Source organism: Demetria terragena DSM 11295 (assembly GCF_000376825.1).
GTDB lineage: Bacteria > Actinomycetota > Actinomycetes > Actinomycetales > Dermatophilaceae > Demetria > Demetria terragena.
On record NZ_AQXW01000004.1, the window covers coordinates 604,467 to 623,799 of the forward strand.

The following is a 19,333-nucleotide window of genomic DNA, read 5'->3' on the forward strand; positions in this document are numbered from 1 at the left end:
ACTGGCACAGCACCAGTCGCACCACGACGACACGCACCAGGAGCCTGAATGACCGTCGCACCCGAGGGACGGCGCATGCTGCGCGTTGAGGCCAAGAACGCCGAAACGCCCATCGAGCGCAAACCTGAGTGGATCCGCACCACCGCCAAGATGGGCCCCGAATACACCGCGATGAACGCGCGGGTCAAAGGCCAGGGCCTGCACACCGTGTGCCAGGAGGCCGGGTGTCCCAACATCTTCGAGTGCTGGGAGGACCGCGAGGCGACCTTCCTCATCGGTGGGGACGTGTGTACGCGCCGGTGCGACTTCTGCGACATCGCCACCGGGCGCCCCACCGAACTCGACATGGACGAACCGCGGCGAGTCGCCGAGTCAATCCAGGAGATGAACCTTCGGTATGCCACCGTCACTGGCGTCGCGCGCGATGACCGCGCCGACGGTGCCGCCGGGCTCTACGCCGAAACGATCCGTCAGATCCACGCCCTCAACCCCAACACCGGCGTAGAGATCCTTCCCCCCGACTTCGGTGCCAAGCCCGAACTGGTGGGGCAGGTCTTTGACGCCCGTCCGGAAGTCTTTGCGCACAACCTGGAGACGGTGCCGCGCATCTTCCGGCGCATCCGTCCGGCGTTCACCTATGAGAAGTCCCTGCGCGTGCTGACGATGGCGCACGAGCAAGAGTTGATCACCAAGTCCAACCTCATCCTCGGGATGGGCGAGGAAGACCACGAGATCGATCAGGCGCTGGTCGACCTGCACGAGTCCGGTTGCGACATCCTCACCATCACGCAGTACCTCCGCCCCTCGAAGATGCACCACCCGATCGACCGGTGGGTCAAGCCCGAGGAGTTCGTGCACTGGTCGGACCGTGCGCGTGAGATCGGCTTCAAGGGCGTCATGGCGGGTCCGTTGGTTCGGTCCTCTTACCGTGCTGGGCGGCTGTTCACCCAGACGATGGCGGCGTACGGCCGACCGTTGCCCGAGAACCTGAGCCACCTCGCCCAGGCCGCATCCGATCCCGCACGCCAGGAAGCAGCGTCGTTGCTGGCCCGCCCGGTGCGCAACGTATCCTGACTGTCATGGCCGATACCCCCGAGAAGAAGTCCCGGTTCCGACGCAAGCCGAAGGCCGAGAAGGCGTCCAAGGAGCCGGGTCGGCTCGCGCAGATCAAGCAGGTCTACCAGCAGACCCAGGCACAGGACCCCAACCTCACCTGGATCTTGCTGCTCGCGTTCCTGGTGGTGTTCGGTGTCTTCCTGCTGATCGGCTTTGCGATCGGCCACCCCGTCTACCTCGGACTCATCGGTTTCATGCTCGGCCTCATTGCCGTGATGTTCCTGCTGGGGCGCCGCGCTGAGAAGGCTGCCTACGGTTCGATCGCAGGTACGCCGGGCGCTTCCGGGGCGGCGATGTCCTCGCTGCGCCGCGGTTGGATGTATGAAAAGGAGCCGGTGGCGGCCGACGCAGGTGGGCGGACGCGCAGTGTCAAAGACATCGGCAACGCCGCGATGGTGTTCCGTGCAGTGGGTCGTCCGGGGGTCGTGCTCGTCGGCGAGGGGCCGAAGGGCGCCGCGGTACGACTGCTGAAATCTGAGAGTCGGAAAGTCAATCGGGTTGCTGGACCTGAGGTGCCCGTGCACACGCTGCGGGTGGGCACTGACGGTGACGCCGTGCCGGTCGGCGAGCTGACCAAGCGCATGGGCAAACTCGACAAGAAGCTCACTAAGGCCGAGGTTGACGCCGTCACCAAGCGGCTGCGGGCCCTCGGCGGAGCCAAGCCCCCCATCCCCCAGGGCATGGACCCGCGCAACCCCAAGTCGGCACGCATGGACCGTAAGGCATTGCGCGGTCGCTAACTGGTGCGGGTCAGGAACGGGTCGAGGATGTCGCGGCTCGTACCGAGCGATGTGCAGTGTCGGGGCAGCGCCGGTAGGGTGACGAACATGTCGAGCCCTGAATCAGACACTCCGGGGGCTTTCGGTCACACCGTCAGCCCCCAGAAGCCCTGAGTACTTAGCCTCCCCCGGCTCCGCCGGTGCGATAGTTGGGCTCCCCGGCGCTGGCCGTGGTGACGAGACGTTCCCCTTCTTCGTCCTCGTTCCTCGGAGTCATCCATGCCCTTCGCCCTTTACCTGCTTGCCCTGGCGGTCTTCGCCATGGGCACATCTGAGTTCATGCTCGCTGGCCTTGTGCCAGACATCGCCGCCAGTGTCGGTGTCTCGATCGGCACCGCGGGGCTGCTCACGTCGGCTTTCGCGGTCGGGATGGTTCTCGGTGCGCCCGCCATGGCGGCTATAACCCGTCGGTGGCCCGCCCGGACCACTCTGCTCGGGTGTTTGATCATCTTCGCCGCCTGTCACGTCGTTGCCGCCACCGCCGAGACCTTCTCCGTGTTGTTCGCAACTCGTGTGGTGGCTGCGGTTGCCAACGCCGGTTTCCTGGCCGTTGCTCTCAGCACCGCGACCCGTCTCGTGGCCCCCAACCTGAAAGGACGCGCTCTTGCCATCCTCCTCTCAGGCACCACGATCGCCATGATCGCCGGAGTGCCCGCGGGCGCATTGCTCGGCGCGGCACTCGGTTGGCGGGCCACATTTTGGGCCGTCGCCCTCCTGTGCATCCCTGCCGCCCTCGGGATCCTCACCGGGATCCGACTACAGCAGCCGAGAGGCACGCGCGGCGAAGCAGGCGACGGGCCGTCGCTCGCCTTCGAGGTGGCACAACTCCGTAAACCCAGCCTTTTCGCAGCCATGCTGCTCGCTGCGCTAGTCAATGGCGGGACTTTCGCCGCGTTTACGTTCCTCGCGCCGGTCGTGACCGAGACCGCGGGGCTGGGCCGCGTGTGGATACCTGTGACGCTGGTGTTGTTCGGCATCGGGTCCTTCGTGGGAGTCAGCGCCGCCGGGAGGCTGTCCGATCAGCACCCGCGAGGGCTTCTCGAGGTGGCCACGCCCCTCCTCCTGGTTGGGTGGACGTTGCTCGCGGTGCTTGCGGGGTATCCCGTCGCGCTGCTCGTCATGGTCCTGCTCCTGGGGGTACTGGCATTCGCGGTGGGAAGCACCTTGATCGCTCGAGTGCTTTACGCAGCATCCGCAGCACCCACCATGGGTGGTTCCTACGCGACCGCCGCTCTCAACATCGGGGCCGCTGCCGGTCCGGCGATCGGAGCGATAGCGCTCGAGAACTCGAGCAACCTTGGGGCCGTATGGGCAGCGTCCGCGCTGACCGCCCTCGCGCTCACTGTGATGCTGCCGACGCTGCGCGTGGTCGCCCCGCGGGTACCGAAGGTGGAGGCTGCCACATGACGCACGCTCATGGTCCACTGAGCCTTGACGGTCGCCGCCCTGATCACCGTGGCATTGCGGGAATCCTGCTTTGTCTCCTAGGCGCCGGGCATCCGGCATCTGTAACACCGGTGAAACATGTGGGCTCATTTGGCGAAACGGCCGGTCGATAGAGTCGTCCCAAGACGACACGCACATGCGAAGTGAAAGCAGCGTGCGCCCGACCAGGAGGATTCATGTTCACCAGCCCCGACGAGGTCCTGAAGTTCATTAAGGACGAGCAGGTCGAGTTCATCGACATCCGCTTCTGTGACCTCCCCGGTGTGATGCAGCACTTCAACGTGCCGGCAGCGACCTTTGACGCCGATGCCTTCGAGAACGGCCAGATGTTTGACGGCTCCTCGATCCGCGGATTCCAGGCCATCCACGAGTCAGACATGAAGTTGATCCCGGACGCGGCATCGGCATACGTCGACCCGTTCCGGAAGCACAAGACGCTGGTGATGAACTTCTCCATCGTTGACCCCTTCACCAACGAGCCGTACAGCCGTGACCCGCGCAATATCGCGTCGAAGGCAGAGGCATACCTGAAGTCGACTGGCATCGCGGACACCGCGTTCTTTGGCGCAGAGGCGGAGTTCTACGTCTTCGACGACATTCGCTTCGAGACCCGCCAGGATGCCAGTTTCTACTTCATCGATTCCGTTGAAGCGGCGTGGAACTCGGGCCGTGAAGAAGAGGGCGGAAACCTCGGCTACAAGACTCGCGTCAAGGGTGGCTACTTCCCGGTCCCGCCGGTTGACCACTTCGCCGACATTCGCGACGACATGGTCACCGCGATGACCCAGGTCGGCATGGAGGTGGAGCGCGCGCACCACGAGGTCGGCACCGCCGGTCAGCAGGAGATCAACTACAAGTTCGCGACGCTGCTCGGCGCCGGCGATGATCTGATGAAGTTTAAATACATCATCAAGAACACCGCATTCGCCCACAACAAGTCAGCGACCTTTATGCCGAAGCCGCTGTTTGGCGACAACGGTTCGGGCATGCACACCCACCAGTCGCTGTGGAAGGACGGTTCGCCGTTGTTCTACGACGAAAAGGGCTACGGCGGCCTGTCTGACATCGCCCGCTGGTACATCGGTGGTCTGTTGAAGCACGCTCCGTCGCTGCTGGCATTCACCAACCCGTCGATGAACTCCTATCACCGCTTGGTTCCGGGCTACGAGGCCCCGGTCAACCTGGTCTACTCGGCGCGTAACCGCTCGGCGTGCGTACGCATCCCGATCACGGGTACGTCCGCGAAGGCCAAGCGCGTGGAGTTCCGCGTTCCGGACCCCTCGAGCAACCCGTACCTGTGTTTCTCGGCTCAGCTCATGGCTGGCATCGACGGCATCAAGAACCGCATCGAGCCGCCGGAGCCGGTCGACAAGGACCTCTACGAACTCCCCCCGGAGGAGCACGCCGAGATCGCTCAGGTTCCGACGTCACTTCCCGACGTGCTCGATGCACTCGAGGCCGACCACGCCTACCTCACCGAGGGCGACGTGTTCACCAGCGACCTCATCGAGACCTGGATCGACTACAAGCGCGAAAACGAAGTCGACCCGATCCGGTTGCGCCCGCACCCGCACGAGTTTGAGCTCTACTACGACATCTGATCCGAGGGCTTCCACCCTCACTCGGTAGTTGTCGAGAACGGCGGCTGACCTGCGAAGGCGTCTTTAGGACGACTTCATAGCGTCAGCCGCCGTTTTTTCGTCGGTGTACTTCATGAGTGTGGCCTCCAGTGGGTCACACTGCTCCGCGTCTGCAGGTCCCCCACCAACACACCAGCCGATCTATGTCACCTGGCTAGCACTCGGTGGCGCCACCACCGCTCGCACCGACTCCGGGGTCGCGCCACTGGTGCCTGGCGGGCTGACCGCTGCCGTGGTGCATGAGACCGGCAATTTCCTTTCCGATCGCCTCGACTTCATCGTTCCCAGGCGCAAGGGCACCCGCCTACCAGACGTGCGGCTGCGAGGCATCGGAGTGGCTGCTCAAAGGCGGGCTGGGCATGCTCGCGCGGGTCCCCCGCTCCCACACCACCAAGGACGTCGACCTCGCACTGACCAAGAGCTCGAACCCACCGTTGGTCCGTACATAGTCCGCAGGTGAGTCTGACGCGAGGCCGGGCTTCTTACGAGCCTGCCGCCGCGACGCCACTGATCCACACCGCTGCCGGTTCTGTTGAGTCGTTGCGCCACCAGCAGCGACCCGCCAGCGCGTACTCATTCCCCGACATCCATCGGACTGCTTCGGGCTCACTCTCAAGAAAGCAAGCCAACTCGCCCGATTCCATCCTGGCCGTTGCACCGGCGTCACCGAAGTCACGAACCGACACAACCCCGTCTGGCGCCACGCTCAGGCGGCAACCTCGGAGCGACACTTCCTGCACCGATCGACTGACATTCGTGTCCGCCTCGACCCGAAAATCTCTCCAGGGGACATCAATGCTCCAGTCGTTCTCGTTGAGCGCTTCAGTCATCACGCACCTCGACATGCTCGTGCGGCTCCTGCCGCAAAACCCGGATCGCCTGACAGACGGTAATGGTGTAATCCTCGAAGAAGTCGTGCCGGCCGTGCCGCATCGCAACCCGATGAACGGGGTGGGCCAGCCACCGGTTGTGCGAAGCCTCGTCCTCGAACTCCACGATCGTGCAATTCTCGCCATCGTCGGCGCGGAATCGTTTGAAGGAGATCAGCCCCGGCACATCTTGCGCCGCGGCGATCACGCCAGCACCAAGAGCGTGATACTCATCATCGACACCATCTCGAGTGCGTTGCCGGAAAACGGTCACAATCACGTTGGCTCCCAAGCCTTGCCACACCTGACCCGCCATGGTCCACGGCGGTTTTTGGTTCTCGGCACCAGCTCGCTGATGTCAACGCCCATCGTACGGCCGCAACGCGGCCCCCCCCCTGAGACGGCCGGGCGCAGAGCGGGTTAATACTGCACGCTGACTGCCTGCAATCGTTCATGCGCATCTCTCATACTGGTGTCGTGCCCCCTCAGCCCGGCTCAACTGGAGCGATCCTCATCGACCTACGCTTGAGCGTCGGTGCCAGTCAAGCGCAACTGGCCAAGCGATCCGGCGTGAGCGAACGCACCATCCGCGACCTAGAAGCCGGTCGAGTGGCATCGCCGCGGACCGGCACCGTGCTCGCGCTCGCCGCCGGACTGGACCTGCCGCGCGATGTCACCGAGCAGTTCATCGTGACCGCCAGAAACATGGAACGCGCGCGAAGCTTCCGTCAAATCGCCTTGAGCAGAGATCTTTTCGACGTGCGCAGCGCCATCAAAGAAGACCTCATCCGGAGCTTTCTCGACAAGCGCGTGGTCTCCGCGTCCCGCACGATTCACATCGGCGCGAACCGCCAAATTGCCTACGAACGCTATGTGACCGTTGTCGAAGCCCTGACCGACGGCGTCGACAGTCACGTGGTGGCCTCACAAGCCGGCTCGTCGCAAGACGACATGGGGATGGTGGAGTTCGACGAGCTCGTCGGCTGCGCGGTGCGTACCCGAGCTTTGGACAAAAACCATCGGGCACTCGCGGTCGAGCTTGACCTGGGAAAACCGTTACGCACCGGGGAAACTAAGGTCCTCGGCTGGCGCGAACTGAACGGATGGGCCAGCCACCCGCCCAAGACCGCCGAGGGTGTCGCTCGGATTGACACCGCCTACACCAACCGGTTCTTACGACCGACCAGCGTGCTCTCGTTTCACCTCGTTTTCGAAGGCGAACGCCCCAGCCGGATATGGCAAGTGCGCGGCATGGACGAGTTCGTGGACCGGCACGATCTTGAACTTGACGAGTTCGGCACCGCAACCGCCACCTGGGAGAATGCTGGCCCGAGTTGGTTTCGCGCTGAGTGGCGCTGGGATTAGCGATGGTGGGCGGTCCCGGGAACCCCCTGCCTTCCCGGGACCGCCCCACCAGTGCGGATCGGCCTCGATGGGCCATCCTTTGTCAAGCCAGAGCTTCCGGGACCCCGGCGACTAGGACCCTAGCCATGGAAGGCCCATCCGGCGCACGAAATGTCGCGGAACTGCCGCCGATCTGCCGGTATGCCCCCGCCACGGCCTACCGCTGGCGGCCAATCGGGGACTGTCCTTCGATGCCAACGCCGAGCCGCCGCAACCCATCCCGTACAGCCGCCTGCGCTGCCACATCGGACTCGTTGTATCGCAGACACCATTCCCGCGCAGCGCGACCGTCGCGCCCGCCGGCGCGCGCAGTCTCAATGATTGCAATCGACGCGAAGCCTCCGGGATCGTCTACGCCCCAACGAAACCCGAGCGCGGTCGCGACCGACTTGATGGAGGACGAACCCAGCGCGAAGTAGTGCGCACCAAACCACTTGTACAGATCCAGCGTCCTCCCCTCAAGGGCTGCCGCCATCTCAGGAAACTTGCGCGTCTTGCTGATCTCGACGTGACTCCAGTGATAGATCGCGAACGACTTCCCCGCTGACTTCGCTTCCTGAGCGGCCCGCTCAATCCTCGCGGCCGCTTCCTGCGCAAGGGCCACCTCCGATGCAGCGTCGAGCAGGTCGAAGGACACGATGGGCTCGTAAAGCGCGGTCTCCTCGTCCTGCGCCTCGCGAATCCGTATGCCCCACTGGTAAATTCGCTGATCGGCATCCCATTCAATATCGAAGTCGACTTCGATATCCGCCTCCGGAATCTGCGGCGACGCCTCCCCCAGCGGCTCAAAGTCAAGGCCCTCCACGGTCATCCGCGCGCGGCGTACGGCATGGGCGAGGCGCTCCGCCGGGCGTGCCGTATTCACTGAGTGCTGTTCAAAACCCTGAGTTTTTTTATCCAGGTCGACCGCCGCGAGATCCGCCATGCTGAACTCACCCGAGTCGGGATAGAGGTGCAGCCATTCGCGCGCGTTCAGCCGGCCAGTACGCAGTCCGAACGATGCGTCATCAGCGGGCACGACACTCGCGCAATAGTCCAACCACATACAGGTGTCGCATTCCGGAACGCCGATGGGGCGTACGAGTTCACGCCCCTGTCGCGCAGCCTTCGCCACCTCGAGCCGGAAGCCGAATTCATGGTCATATCGCTCCAACGCGGATCGCTTGGCACGATGGGTGGGCGCGCTCGCCGAATAGGTCTCCTGATCCTGAGTCGTGAGGTCATACCAGGTGAATCCCCAGTGTTCGCCGGTGATTTCGTCAAATGGGTTGGTGCCGACGATCGCGCCAATCAATGTCTCAGGGTGCGCGTCAGCCCCACCAGGGTGCATACCAAGTGACTGCAGCATGCGGGTGTAATGCGCGAGCTGCATGACGTCATCGCGCCACCGTTTGCCTTTGTCGCTGTAGCCCTCCAGAACCTGAAGGTCGCCGGGCGCGCTCAAGGCAGATACCGTGACGGCCCCCTTACCCCGTTTGAGCGTTCGGTGATTCTTAGCGTCCGCCGGCAGATATCCGTCGCGCCAACGGATCAGCAGGTCCGGTGCCCCGCGCCGTCCGTCAATCGTCGGGAGCCGACCACCAACTATCAGCGGCGCCTTCCCTTTCATGGCAGCCAAAGTGGCGCGTTCGGCCTCGGTTCCGTACGCCTCTCCCAGGTTCAGCAGCGCGGACGGTTCGTCATGCAGGGCGGTCAGTACCGCGATCACCTCGACTTCAAATGCGTGGCCAGCGTCGAAGAGCCGCTGGACCTCAGGGGCGACCTCGGCAGGCACCGTCGCGGTGTTCGGGTCGAACTCGTTGTGGGTGGCCCGTGGGCACTTCTTGGCGGGATAACCGCCCAGCGCGATCTCGTCCTTGCGAGTCATGATCCTGACGGGTCACTGCCCCGCAGAACCTTTTCCATCGTTTTGCCCTTGGCTAACTCATCCACCAACTTGTCGAGATAGCGGATCTGTCGCATCAGCGGATCTTCCACCTCCTGCACCTTCACCCCACAGACCGACCCGGTGATCAGGTTGGCGTTCGGGTTCAGTTCAGAGGCACCGAAAAAGTCCTCGAATGTCGTCCCCGAGTCAAGCTCGTGCTGCAACCGGGTGTCATCAAAGCCGGTGAGCCATTCGATGACCTCGCGCAGTTCGGCCTCAGTGCGCCCCTTCTTCGTCACCTTGGTCACGTAGTGCGGGTAAACGTCGGCCACGCTCGTCGTAAAAATCCTGCTCATACCACCCACGTTAACCGCGCTCACGGGTGCCAATGCGCGAGGATGACCAGATGATGACCTGCCCCACCCGATTGACGCCGCAAGCGTCCGTACCAAGGTCGCGCGCGTGACGGCGCCCTTGACCGTCGCTGCCTGGCAATACTGCCCGGACCCCCGCGACCGCCACGCAAATCTCAGTCGGCTGACAGATGCCGCGCGCGTTGCCAGGGACGGGGGTGCCCACCTTCTGGTCACTCCCGAGCTCGTGTTGACCGGGTACGACGTCGCCCGCCTCGAACGCGCTGACCTTGAGGGTGCTGTCGAACGCGTCGCCGAGGCAGCGAAGACCGCCGGGATGGCGCTGATCGCGGGCGTCGCCCGGCTCGACCAGGACGGCCAGACTCGCAACAGCGCGGTCGCAGTGGACTCGGACGGAACAGTGCTCGCCATCCACGACAAGGCCCACCTTTTTGGAGACATCGACCTACGGTTCACCCCTGGCAATGTGCCTGTCACCGTCGTCGAACTCGCCGGGCGCCGCATCGGTTTGCTCATCTGCTACGAAATCGAGTTTCCAGAGCCGGCCCGAATTGCCGCGCTCGAACGCATCGACCTGCTTGCCGTTCCGACCGCGAATATGCAGCCATACCAGGGTGTTCACGACATCCTGGTCCCTGCGAGAGCCCTAGAGAACGGCATACCGGTCGTCTATGCCAACCGGGTCGGCCAGGAGCGAAGCACGCACTATCTGGGTCGTAGCCTCCTGGTCGACGGTGATGGCGTCATTCAGGCCGAGGGGAGTCCCGCCGGGGATGAAGTCCTCGTCGCGTCTCTCGCAGCCGGGAGGTCAACTCAGTTGCAGGACCGGCGGACACCGTTGTTCTCCCCTCTCAGCCAGGAGCACCGTCGATGACCACGACCGACACCCCCACCCTGCAACGGGCCCTGGGCTTGCCGGCACTGGTGCTCTTTGGCCTGGCCTATCTCGTTCCGCTGACTGTTTTCACGACGTACGGCATCGTCACGGAGGAGACTGGTGGGCGGGTTGCGCTCGCCTACGTCGTTACCACGATCGCGATGTTCTTCACCGCGCTGAGTTATGCGCGCATGGTGAAGGCGTTCCCGGTCGCGGGATCTGCCTACACCTTCACTCAGCGCACCTTCGGTGGGCACGCCGGTTTCCTCGCGGGGTGGACGCTGCTCCTGGACTACCTCTTCCTCCCGATGATCAACTACCTCGTCATTGGGATCTACCTCTCGGCCGAATTCCCTTCCGTGCCAACGTGGGTATGGATCCTCTCGGCCATCGCCATCGTGACTACGTTGAACGTCTTGGGCATCACCAGCATTGCGAGGGCGAGCACCATCATCGTGGCGGTCCAGGTGATCTTCGTGATCGTGTTCTGCACATTGGCAATTCGCAATGTCACGGGAACGTCCGATCCGGTCACCAACCCGCTCATCGGAGACGGCTCCGCGACCGGTATGGCACCGCTGCTCGCGGGCGCGGCCATCCTGTGCCTCAGTTTCCTTGGATTCGATGCGGTGTCCACCATGGCCGAGGAAGCAACCCGACCGACCATCGATATCCCCCGCGCCATCGTGACCGTCACGCTCCTCGGCGGCGTCATGTTCGTGGTGCTTTCGGCCCTCGCCCAATTGGCTCACTCGCCCACCACCTTCGATGACCCGGATGCCGCGACTCTGGATGTGACAGCGGCGGTATCCGGACCCTGGCTCGGAACTTTCTTCACGGCCGCCTACGTCGCGGGATGCATGGGCTCGGCGCTGACCTCGCAGGCATCAGTCACCCGCATCATGTACGTCATGGGCCGCGAGGGTGTTCTCCCTCAGCCGCTGGCCACCCTTGCTGAGCGGTGGCGTACGCCGGTCGTAGCGATCGGGCTCGTCTCGACTGTGTCACTATTGGCGGTCGTGGTTCCGCTGAGCCTTCTCACATCGGTCGTGAGTTTCGGTGCGCTCATAGCGTTTTCGGCGGTGAACCTTGCCGTGGTGAAGCACTACGCCGTCGACCAGGGCCGCAGACAGGGGCTCGACGCGGCACGCTACATCGTCGCGCCTCTCCTCGGGCTGGCCATGTGCCTGTGGCTCTGGACCTCGCTCAGCGCGAACTCTCTCCTGCTCGGTCTCGGCTGGTTGGCCGTCGGCGCCCTCTGGCTCGGATTCCTGACCCGCGGATTCCGCCGCCCGCCGCCTCAGTTGTCCTTCCAAGAGTCCTGAGCCGTCGGTGGTGTAGTCAATACTCGGAGAATGACCACCTACTCAGGGACAAATGAGTTCGAAGGCGCCACCTTCATCCAAGCCAGTTTCAAAGGCGCAACCATACGGTTCTCCGACATGAGTGGCGCGACCATGCGCAGCGTCGATGTCGGCGGGCTCGACATCGACAGCCACGACCTGATGTTCGGCAGCCTCTATGTCAACGGGGTGGACGTCGTACCGCTGGTCGAGGCCGAACTCAACACACGATTTCCTGGCCGCGAACTGCAGAGTTCGCAGACTCCCCAGGGCCTAAGCGAAGCCTGGGTCGCGGTGCAAAGCGCGTGGAAATCCACGGAGACCAACACACCGCCAGAGTTGCGGACAGCTCACGTCGAAGATGAGTGGTCGCTGGAACAGACCCTCCGACACCTCATCCTGGCGACTGACACCTGGTTGCGCCGCGCGGTCTTGGGTGTTGCTGAGCCATTCCATGAGATCGGCCAGATCTTCACCGGCGCAGAAGAGATGGGCTTCGACATGTCCATCTTTCGCGCGGAGCCGCCGACCTATCAGGAGATCTTGACCGTGCGCGCCGAGCGGCAGCAGATGGTCACCGACTTCCTTGCCACCAGCACGCCTGAACTCCTCGCGGAAGAACGCACTAACCCCTGGGGACCAGACGACGACTGGCACCCCACTGTCGGCGACTGCATCCGCGTGATCCTGGAGGAAGAATGGGCGCACCTGCGCTACATCCAACGAGATCTCGCGCTGTTGCGCTGAACTCCGCCTCAGCGCGAGAATGCTGATGGAAATCAACCATGTCGAGTGCCGGGGCGGCCCTCATCACGTCGTATTTATGCCAGAAGATGGCCGCGGCGCGTTCTACCGTCAAGCCCATGTCTGCACAGAACACACAGCCATTAGTCGTTAGTCCCGAGACAATCAACTGGACGGCCGTTCACCCAGACGGAACGAAGTCAGCAACTCTGGTCGGTAGGCGTGAGCCTGGAGTGATGTTCTCGTACGCGTTCTTCATTCCCGCAGGAGTGTTCGATGCCCACCACAGCCACACCGCCGATGCTCATCTCCACGTCGCCTCGGGTGCACTTCGGCTGGGATTCGGAGACATGACGACTCGAGAAGAGACGGTGACCTTTCCGGCCGGGTCCTTCCTGTTTGTACCAGCCGGTGCAGTTCACCTTGACGGTGCTGACGAAGACACCGTGTTGATCGGAACGGCGACTGGCCCGTGGTCGACCGACTACGTGTCAGGTGATCCGTCACCGGGTCCCGACTAGCCCTCAGCGCGAGACCAGCCGCACCTGAAGGTCGCCGCCGTCGCCCCGGGTCTCCACCAGGTCAGGGCACGATGCGATGAAGGCACTGAACGTCTTGAACCCCAACGATTTTTCCTTGAATCCAGGATCCATCCGCTGCATCTGACTTTTGACGCCACCGCCGAAGAACCACTCGTCGTCATCGCCTCGATCCGCCGCGATCTGCAAGGCGCGTACCAGGAGCTCGGTCGCCTCACGCTGACGCGCGACCTCCGGATCTTCCGGCGCCTTCGTGGGGGACGTCGCCTTACGAGCAGTCTTACGAGCGCTGGTCTTCTTGGCTGACGCCGCCTTCTTGGCGGGAGCCGTCTGCTTGGTCGATGCCTGCTCGGCAGGTGGGTCCGGCTCGACCGCTCGCGTCGCCACCGGCCCGGGCTCCCGCACGCCGGGCAGCGCGTCATACGAACTGAATTCGTCGCAAGCCGCGACCAATGCCCGACTCGTCGAGCCGGTGACGCCGATTCCCACCACGAAGCGTCCCCATTGCTTGGTCCGCTGCGCGAGCGCGATGTAGTCGGAGTCGCCGCCAACAATCACCACATGCGTCAGGTCCTCGTGATGAACCAGGTCCTCCATCGCATCAATCGACAGTCGGATATCCGCGCCATTCTTGGTGCCGGACACGGGGAACAATTGAGTCAGATCGACTGCGCGATCCACGAGTTGGCGCCGGTATGCCGCATTGGCTGGCACCGACCAGTCGGCGTACGCCCGCGCTAGAGCCACCGTGCCAAACGAGGAGGCGTAGTCCAGCACCGCGCCGATATCGACCATTGCCTCCGCCAAACGCACCGCGACCGGGTTCGAACTGGTCTCATCCGGAGCGTGATCGCGCGCACCATCGGCGCGCCACGGATCTCGACGGCCAGCGTGGACCTGGTCGTAACGGGAGATGACGACATTGTCGAAGTCGATGTAGACCGCGACGCGTGGATCAGCCATCTACCCACCGTAGCCCGCGCATCGCTCAACCGAGTGATTCAACCACCGCTCGCGCCGCGCGCTCCCCCGCATCCAGCGCGCCTTCCATATAGCCACTCCACCTGTCCGCCGTTTCTGTTGCAGCCCAGTGGATTGCGCCCACAGGCTCGGCTAGCGCAACGCCGAAGTGGGTCCAACCGCCCGGGCCCGGATTGGCGTTGTAGCAGCCGCGGGTCCACTGACGTTCGCTCCATTCACCTTCGACGATGAGCTCCGGTCTGGCCGCGCGCGGTCCAAAATGGCGGGCGAGTTCGGTCCTGAATGCCTCGTGCCGACGCTCAATCTCCCACCGGCCCTCGACCCGCGCGTTAGGGCCTTCCAGGAAACCGAGAATGATCCCCTGGTCCCCGTCGGGCATGCCCGAGTCGTTGGACATCCGCGCCGGTCCCAGCGTCGAGATGAGCTGTCCGTTGAGGCCGTCGGCACGCCAGAACGGCTCGTCATAGATCGCGAACATCTTCATCGCTGAGGCCTGCGGCATGCGTTGGGTCAGTTGATCGCGCAGGCCGGGCATCGGTGGGTCATACATGATCCGTCCGGCCAACGTCGGCGCAAGCGCCACGATCACTCGTCGACCACGCGCGATCTCACCCCCACGACAGGTCACCGTCACCGAGTCCGCGGTGTGCTCAATGGTTTGTACGGGCGCCTCCAGCACGACCCGATCCCCGAGCTCCGCGGCGAGCAGACCTGGGATACGCGCCGTCCCACCGACAAATCGTTGAGTCTGCGCACCGCCTTCAGACTCGGACAGAAGATCTGCGGTCACACCGCAGGTGACGACATTAGCTAGCAGCCCCAGCAGCGAGACCTCCTCCAGCGGGACCGCGAGGATGCCGATCGTGCAGATCTCCAGCAGCGACGTGCCCACTGGGTCCAGACCATGGCTGTCGTACCACTGGCGCACGGTGATCTGATCCCACTCCGCAGCCCGGGGCGCCGCCCACGGTGCCGATGGGTCGACCTGCTCGGCCATCGTGTCCAAGGTGCGCAGCACCTGCTCGACCGCCGCGACGTTGCTGGCATATCGATCATGGAAGTCGCTCTCTCGACGGATTACCCCGTCGAGTTCGTAGCTGGTCTCCCCGTCCTCGAACTGGTCGTAAATCTGCACCCCCACAGCTCGCCCGCAAGCGCGCGCATCCGGTCATGAGTGTCACCGATCCATTGAGCACCCAGCTCGAGGAAGACGCCGGGCTGCACCTCCTCGCTCAGAATGCGACCACCAACACGATCGGAGGCCTCAAGCACGACCGGCTCGTAGCCCGCGCGTACCAACTCGCGCGCCGCAACTAATCCAGACAAGCCAGCACCAACGATGACGACATCTGCTTCACGCATGGCAACCTCCACTTCCCGTCCGACCAAAGTAGGCCAAAGTTCGTACGCGCTGTCCTGCAACGGAGTACAACGTCATCATCGCCTGAATTTCAGGCCAGCACAGAGAGGCTGCGACCCATGCCTACCGCGCCCCCAGAATCCTCCCCGGCGCGCCTCAAAGAGGACGCCATCGGCTTCGTCGATGCGCTGGTCATCGGCCTCAACGCCACCTCACCGGCATATTCGCTCGCCGCGGTCATCGGCCCGATCGCAGCACTCGTCGGCGTCTATGCGCCGGGCGTGCTGCTGGCGAGCTTCGTACCGATGGCGCTCATCGCCACCGCCTTCTTCTACCTCAATCGGGTTGACCAGGACTGCGGCACGACCTTCAGCTGGGTCACCCGCGCGATGGGTCCCTGGGCCGGTTGGATCGGTGGCTGGTCCATCGCCATGACCGGTGTGCTGGTGGTGGGTTCACTTGCCGACGTCGGGGTGCGGTACGGCCTCTACACCGTGGGCCTGGACGCCATGGCCGACAGCACGCCGATCAGGATGGGCCTAGCGGTCGTGCTGATCCTGTTGATGACTTGGCTGTGCGTGCTCGGCACCGACGTCTCGGCCAAGCTGCAGAACGGCCTGATCGTCGCTCAGGTGACGGCCCTCCTGGTGTTTGCTGGGGTCGCCTTGGCCAGGGTCTACGGCGACAACGCGATGGAGGGTGGTCTGCACCCTTCGGTGAGTTGGCTCAACCCCTCTGGCTCCGGAGGGGCAGCCCTGAGCGGTGGCCTACTCCTTGGCGTATTCGCTTACTGGGGTTGGGAATCCGCAGTCAACCTGTCCGAAGAAACCAAGGATGGTGACAGCGCCCCGGGCCGGGCCGGCGTCTGGTCGACCCTGATCCTGCTGGCCACTTACATTTCGGTTGGCATCGCGGTTGTCGCCTTTGCTGGCCCCGCCTGGCTGAGTGAGAACGCAGAAGAAGAGGAAGCGGTCTTCGCTCTGCTGTCGACCGAGGTGATGGGCAGTTGGGACTGGGTGGTCTACTTCGCCGTCGCGACCTCTGCAGTCGCCTCAACCCAGACCACCATCATTCCGGCCTCGCGCACGGCACTATCGATGGCTCGGCGGCATGCCCTTCCCCAGACCTTCGGGCATATCAGCCCGGCACACCGTACGCCCGACGTCTCGACCTGGTGGGTCGCCGGCATCGCGATCGTCTGGTACTTCGGGATTTCGGCGATCAGCGAAAACGCCCTGTTCGATTCGCTGACCGCGCTCTCTCTGCTGATCGCGTTCTACTACGCGCTCACCGGCGTCGCGTGCGCGGTGTATCACCGCCGCCACCTGACCGAGAGCGTGCGAAACCTGGTGCTCATCGGGATCGGGCCCGTCGTCGGCGCCCTGCTCCTGCTCTGGCTATTGGCCCTATCCATCCGCGACATGGCCAACCCGGAGAACTCCTACAGCGGGCAGGCCTGGCTGGGCGTTGGTCCACCACTGGTCATTGGAATCAGCGTCCTCCTTGCGGGTGTCCTCACGATGTTCTGGTGGCGGGCCAAAGACGGTCGCTTCTGGCAGGAGAAGGCCGGCCTGCCAGACCCCGACGTCGTGCACGGCATTCGACGCGCCGCCGCCGACCCTGACGATTTGGAAGGCTGAGCCATGAGTGTGGTGCTGGGATATGACGAGTCCGAAGGCTCCCAAGTCGCCCTGCGTACGGCGCTAGAGGTCGCGCGCCGATTCGGTGAGGAACTCGTCCTGGTCTATGGCGCCGCTCCCCCCGGAGGCGTCGGCGAAGAGTGGAATGCGCACCGAGCCGCGTTGCGCGAGATGGGCCGTACGGCGCTAGATCACGCCATGGCCACCGCCGCAGAGGCCGGGATCACCGCACGCGTCGAGATCGTAGACGCCAAGCCAGCCGAGGCGCTGATCGCCGTCGGAGATGCCGAGAACGCCACGTGCATCGTCGTCGGAATCTCCGGTGAGTCGCCGCTGCGCGGCGCCATGATGGGCTCGACCCCGCACAAGTTGCTGCAGCTCAGCACTCGCCCCGTGTTGTGCGTCCCCATCCAATAATCGAAGCCCAGTGCGCGGCGTTGGCTAACCCTCGCCCAGCACCTTTTGCTTGAGCCCCGTGGCATGCACCACGATGAACGCCGTCACGATCGCGGTAGCCGGAACGGCCGCGACATCAATACGCAGGTCAAAGAGCAACGTCACCAAGATAACGATCATCAGCGGCAACGGCGTCATCATGGACGTGACTGCGGCAGCCATCGCGGGTACCGCCACCACCATCGGGATACTCGGAATCACCTCATGCACAAGCACTCCCGAGGCCCCGCCGATGAACAGCAACGGGAAGATCGCTCCACCAAATCCGCCCCATCGCATCGACACCGTCAGCGTCAGGACCTTCAAGAGCATCGCGGCCGCGACCACCCCCACGGCTGCCTCTCCCGCGACGATCGGAGCAAGTTCCTCGCGCCCGCTAAACATGGTTAGCGGTAGCGCGACCCCCATGGCAGCCACGATGGCGCCAGCAGCGATGGCCCGCACCCGCGGGTCCTTGATGCGAGCGCCGAGCGCGGCGATGGCGCCATACGCCGCGGTGAGTGCGAGGCCGAGCAGTGCCGCCACGACGCCGAGCCCAGCAGCGACCAGCAACCACCAGGCTTTAAGCCCCTCCTGACCACCCACGTCGTAGACCTTCAGCAACGGGGTGCCGATAAGCGGGTACAGCACCCCGAGCGCAACGACGCCAGCCACCAGGCCGGGGATCAACCTGCCGTAGGACCCGAAGCGCTTTCCGGCGTGCGTCTCCATGGCGATGATCGGAGCGGCGAATGGGAAAGACGCCAATGCACCGAACACGCCTGATACGCCTGCAAAAGTCAGGTCTTTGGAGTGCTCGTCATCCAACTTCATCCGTCGCGCAGTCTCGTGCCCCACGCCCGCGCCCAGCCCAGCCACCGGTGCTTCTGGCCCCACGGACCCACCGCCAACCAGTGATGCCAGCGCAAGGACGCCGCGTTGCAGAGATTCGCGTAGCGGGGCATGCCCGGACACCATCTCCTCCACAAAGTTCGGGTCTGGGCCATCGAGCTTCCACAGTTTGCGCAAGATGCCAGCAACGGCAAATGCCACCAGGGCAATCGGGACGTAGACCCATTCACCAGAACCCCAGGTCACCCCCGGCTCCTCGCGCTCGCCCCACACCAGGTGTTGGAGGGCGTGCTCGATCAGCAGGAAGACCAGAGTCCCCAGACCGGCAACAACACCCACCAGGACTGACCCAGCGAGCACACGTGCGTATCCCGGTTCGCGTTCCACAGGGGCGACCCTAGCCGCCCTATCGGGGCGCCAATCGCTCGATGAACCCATCGATCAGGCTCCGCTGCGCTACGGCGTAGGTCGCCATGACAAAAAGGCCAGCAGCAATCGCCGCGTTCGAACCCTCTTTCAGCACCTGTTCGCGTAGCAAGATCATGGCGTCCGAGGCCAAGAACACTATGCCGCCCAACCGAATTCGCTGATCTGCGGACTCCGCCGCGTGAGCAGCCATTGCGCCGAGCAGCACGCCGTACGTCGTCACGATCGGGTCCGGCGCTGACTGCTTGGCCGTGTCCAATGAGGCGAGTCCTGCGAGCACAGCGGCGATGGGAAGCGATGAGCGCCAGCGTGGGCGTGCGCCCACCAACCGAAGCAAGGCCAGGTAGCCGACTTGCTGCACGCCGAACGCCATCGCGCCACGCTGCAGCCTCCTCCGAGAATCCTCAGGTGAGTCGCCGGCCGCTGGCGCCACGAGCAACAGGTCCCCCACCAACGCCGCCGTGGTGGCACCGAGAAGCACTCCGCGGGACGGCGCGGCCAATTCCTTCCAATGCCGAACCACGCTCCCCTGGAGGGCAGGAACCATGGCCGCCTTGCTCGCCGAGTGCACCCGCTGCGGCCCACACGCACCCGTCACTGTCGTCACGAGCGAAGTCGCGGCATAGGCAATCCGCTCGCCT

20 protein-coding genes are annotated in these 19,333 nt (G+C 64.1%); 11 read left to right on the plus strand and 9 right to left on the minus strand.

The genetic code is table 11. From position 1 onward, the window contains the following. Positions 1 to 48: 48 nt before the first annotated feature. The 4 genes from lipA (at position 49) to glnA (ending at position 4,942) form a co-directional block, all read left to right on the plus strand. Entirely contained in the window at positions 49 to 1,074 is a 1,026-nt protein-coding gene (gene lipA / locus F562_RS0107020) for a lipoyl synthase (RefSeq protein ID WP_018156234.1), read from the plus strand. Between the two features lie 5 nt (positions 1,075 to 1,079). Next, positions 1,080 to 1,856, plus strand: a complete 777-nt coding sequence (locus F562_RS0107025; RefSeq protein ID WP_018156235.1) for a DUF4191 domain-containing protein — start codon at positions 1,080 to 1,082, stop codon at positions 1,854 to 1,856. 258 nt (positions 1,857 to 2,114) lie between these two features. Beyond that, positions 2,115 to 3,302 (plus strand): Cmx/CmrA family chloramphenicol efflux MFS transporter, encoded by a 1,188-nt coding sequence (locus tag F562_RS0107030; protein ID WP_018156236.1) that lies wholly within the window; start codon positions 2,115 to 2,117, stop codon positions 3,300 to 3,302. A 215-nt stretch (positions 3,303 to 3,517) separates the two neighbouring features. Next, the gene (gene glnA / locus F562_RS0107035; protein WP_018156237.1) at positions 3,518 to 4,942 is read left to right on the plus strand and encodes a type I glutamate--ammonia ligase; all 1,425 of its coding nucleotides are present in this window, start codon (positions 3,518 to 3,520) and stop codon (positions 4,940 to 4,942) included. Positions 4,943 to 5,463: 521 nt separating this feature from the next. Here glnA and F562_RS0107040 read toward each other — a convergent pair. Together F562_RS0107040 and F562_RS18365 are read right to left on the minus strand one after the other, a co-directional pair. Then, positions 5,464 to 5,811, minus strand: a complete 348-nt coding sequence (locus F562_RS0107040; protein WP_018156238.1) for a hypothetical protein — start codon at positions 5,809 to 5,811, stop codon at positions 5,464 to 5,466. After that, complete coding sequence (locus F562_RS18365) at positions 5,804 to 6,130, minus strand: antibiotic biosynthesis monooxygenase family protein (protein WP_169333371.1); 327 nt, start codon at positions 6,128 to 6,130, stop codon at positions 5,804 to 5,806. The genes F562_RS0107040 and F562_RS18365 overlap by 8 nt, the downstream gene beginning before the upstream one ends. Before the next feature lie 197 nt (positions 6,131 to 6,327). Here F562_RS18365 and F562_RS0107050 point away from each other — a divergent pair, with 197 nt between their 5' ends. Further along, positions 6,328 to 7,215: a helix-turn-helix domain-containing protein gene (locus F562_RS0107050; protein WP_169333372.1), complete on the plus strand. Its 888-nt coding sequence runs from the start codon at positions 6,328 to 6,330 to the stop codon at positions 7,213 to 7,215. Positions 7,216 to 7,411: 196 nt separating this feature from the next. On the opposite strand, the gene F562_RS0107055 is transcribed toward F562_RS0107050, so the two are convergent. Together F562_RS0107055 and F562_RS0107060 are read right to left on the minus strand one after the other, a co-directional pair. Next, entirely contained in the window at positions 7,412 to 9,121 is a 1,710-nt protein-coding gene (locus F562_RS0107055) for a ribonuclease H-like domain-containing protein (RefSeq protein WP_018156240.1), read from the minus strand. Then, positions 9,118 to 9,477 (minus strand): DUF2200 domain-containing protein, encoded by a 360-nt coding sequence (locus tag F562_RS0107060; protein ID WP_026181077.1) that lies wholly within the window; start codon positions 9,475 to 9,477, stop codon positions 9,118 to 9,120. The genes F562_RS0107055 and F562_RS0107060 overlap by 4 nt, the downstream gene beginning before the upstream one ends. A 106-nt stretch (positions 9,478 to 9,583) precedes the next feature. Here F562_RS0107060 and F562_RS0107065 point away from each other — a divergent pair, with 106 nt between their 5' ends. The 4 genes from F562_RS0107065 (at position 9,584) to F562_RS18370 (ending at position 12,980) form a co-directional block, all read left to right on the plus strand. Further along, the gene (locus F562_RS0107065) at positions 9,584 to 10,369 is read left to right on the plus strand and encodes a nitrilase-related carbon-nitrogen hydrolase (protein WP_018156242.1); all 786 of its coding nucleotides are present in this window, start codon (positions 9,584 to 9,586) and stop codon (positions 10,367 to 10,369) included. Continuing rightward, positions 10,366 to 11,697 (plus strand): APC family permease, encoded by a 1,332-nt coding sequence (locus F562_RS0107070; protein WP_018156243.1) that lies wholly within the window; start codon positions 10,366 to 10,368, stop codon positions 11,695 to 11,697. The genes F562_RS0107065 and F562_RS0107070 overlap by 4 nt, the downstream gene beginning before the upstream one ends. Before the next feature lie 30 nt (positions 11,698 to 11,727). Further along, a complete protein-coding gene (locus F562_RS0107075; protein ID WP_018156244.1) occupies positions 11,728 to 12,462 on the plus strand; it encodes a DinB family protein in 735 nt (244 codons plus the stop codon). A 116-nt stretch (positions 12,463 to 12,578) separates the two neighbouring features. Next, positions 12,579 to 12,980, plus strand: a complete 402-nt coding sequence (locus F562_RS18370; protein WP_156822567.1) for a cupin domain-containing protein — start codon at positions 12,579 to 12,581, stop codon at positions 12,978 to 12,980. A 3-nt stretch (positions 12,981 to 12,983) separates the two neighbouring features. Here F562_RS18370 and F562_RS0107085 read toward each other — a convergent pair whose 3' ends face one another. From F562_RS0107085 to F562_RS21365, 3 genes are read right to left on the minus strand one after another with little or no spacing between them, the layout of a single operon-like run. Further along, positions 12,984 to 13,961: an NYN domain-containing protein gene (locus F562_RS0107085; RefSeq protein ID WP_018156246.1), complete on the minus strand. Its 978-nt coding sequence runs from the start codon at positions 13,959 to 13,961 to the stop codon at positions 12,984 to 12,986. Positions 13,962 to 13,986: 25 nt separating this feature from the next. Then, positions 13,987 to 15,114, minus strand: a complete 1,128-nt coding sequence (locus tag F562_RS18375; RefSeq protein WP_018156247.1) for a flavin monoamine oxidase family protein — start codon at positions 15,112 to 15,114, stop codon at positions 13,987 to 13,989. Continuing rightward, positions 15,057 to 15,341 (minus strand): flavin monoamine oxidase family protein, encoded by a 285-nt coding sequence (locus tag F562_RS21365; RefSeq protein WP_156822568.1) that lies wholly within the window; start codon positions 15,339 to 15,341, stop codon positions 15,057 to 15,059. The genes F562_RS18375 and F562_RS21365 overlap by 58 nt, the downstream gene beginning before the upstream one ends. A gap of 117 nt (positions 15,342 to 15,458) precedes the next feature. On the opposite strand from F562_RS21365, the gene F562_RS0107095 reads away from it, so the two are divergent. Further along, positions 15,459 to 16,979, plus strand: a complete 1,521-nt coding sequence (locus F562_RS0107095; protein ID WP_018156249.1) for an APC family permease — start codon at positions 15,459 to 15,461, stop codon at positions 16,977 to 16,979. Between the two features lie 3 nt (positions 16,980 to 16,982). Then, on the plus strand, positions 16,983 to 17,396 hold the full coding sequence (locus F562_RS0107100) for a universal stress protein (RefSeq protein WP_018156250.1): 414 nt from the start codon (positions 16,983 to 16,985) through the stop codon (positions 17,394 to 17,396). A gap of 24 nt (positions 17,397 to 17,420) precedes the next feature. On the opposite strand, the gene F562_RS0107105 is transcribed toward F562_RS0107100, so the two are convergent. Together F562_RS0107105 and F562_RS20090 are read right to left on the minus strand one after the other, a co-directional pair. Beyond that, entirely contained in the window at positions 17,421 to 18,653 is a 1,233-nt protein-coding gene (locus tag F562_RS0107105) for a chloride channel protein (protein WP_018156251.1), read from the minus strand. Positions 18,654 to 18,672: 19 nt separating this feature from the next. Beyond that, positions 18,673 to 19,299, minus strand: coding sequence for a lysoplasmalogenase family protein (locus tag F562_RS20090; protein WP_156822569.1), 627 nt, complete (start codon positions 19,297 to 19,299; stop codon positions 18,673 to 18,675). Positions 19,300 to 19,333: the final 34 nt, after the last annotated feature.

What these genes read in the sequence shown, in the direction of transcription:
- lipA (WP_018156234.1), top strand. Translation starts at nt 49, where the DNA reads ATGACCGTCGCACCCGAGGGACGGCGCATGCTGCGCGTTGAGGCCAAG.
- F562_RS0107025 (WP_018156235.1), top strand. Translation starts at nt 1,080, where the DNA reads ATGGCCGATACCCCCGAGAAGAAGTCCCGGTTCCGACGCAAGCCGAAG.
- F562_RS0107030 (WP_018156236.1), top strand. Translation starts at nt 2,115, where the DNA reads ATGCCCTTCGCCCTTTACCTGCTTGCCCTGGCGGTCTTCGCCATGGGC.
- glnA (WP_018156237.1), top strand. Translation starts at nt 3,518, where the DNA reads ATGTTCACCAGCCCCGACGAGGTCCTGAAGTTCATTAAGGACGAGCAG.
- F562_RS0107040 (WP_018156238.1), bottom strand. Translation starts at nt 5,811, where the DNA reads ATGACTGAAGCGCTCAACGAGAACGACTGGAGCATTGATGTCCCCTGG.
- F562_RS0107055 (WP_018156240.1), bottom strand. Translation starts at nt 9,121, where the DNA reads ATGACTCGCAAGGACGAGATCGCGCTGGGCGGTTATCCCGCCAAGAAG.
- F562_RS0107060 (WP_026181077.1), bottom strand. Translation starts at nt 9,477, where the DNA reads ATGAGCAGGATTTTTACGACGAGCGTGGCCGACGTTTACCCGCACTAC.
- F562_RS0107070 (WP_018156243.1), top strand. Translation starts at nt 10,366, where the DNA reads ATGACCACGACCGACACCCCCACCCTGCAACGGGCCCTGGGCTTGCCG.
- F562_RS0107075 (WP_018156244.1), top strand. Translation starts at nt 11,728, where the DNA reads ATGACCACCTACTCAGGGACAAATGAGTTCGAAGGCGCCACCTTCATC.
- F562_RS18370 (WP_156822567.1), top strand. Translation starts at nt 12,579, where the DNA reads ATGTCTGCACAGAACACACAGCCATTAGTCGTTAGTCCCGAGACAATC.
- F562_RS0107085 (WP_018156246.1), bottom strand. Translation starts at nt 13,961, where the DNA reads ATGGCTGATCCACGCGTCGCGGTCTACATCGACTTCGACAATGTCGTC.
- F562_RS21365 (WP_156822568.1), bottom strand. Translation starts at nt 15,341, where the DNA reads ATGCGTGAAGCAGATGTCGTCATCGTTGGTGCTGGCTTGTCTGGATTA.
- F562_RS0107095 (WP_018156249.1), top strand. Translation starts at nt 15,459, where the DNA reads ATGCCTACCGCGCCCCCAGAATCCTCCCCGGCGCGCCTCAAAGAGGAC.
- F562_RS0107100 (WP_018156250.1), top strand. Translation starts at nt 16,983, where the DNA reads ATGAGTGTGGTGCTGGGATATGACGAGTCCGAAGGCTCCCAAGTCGCC.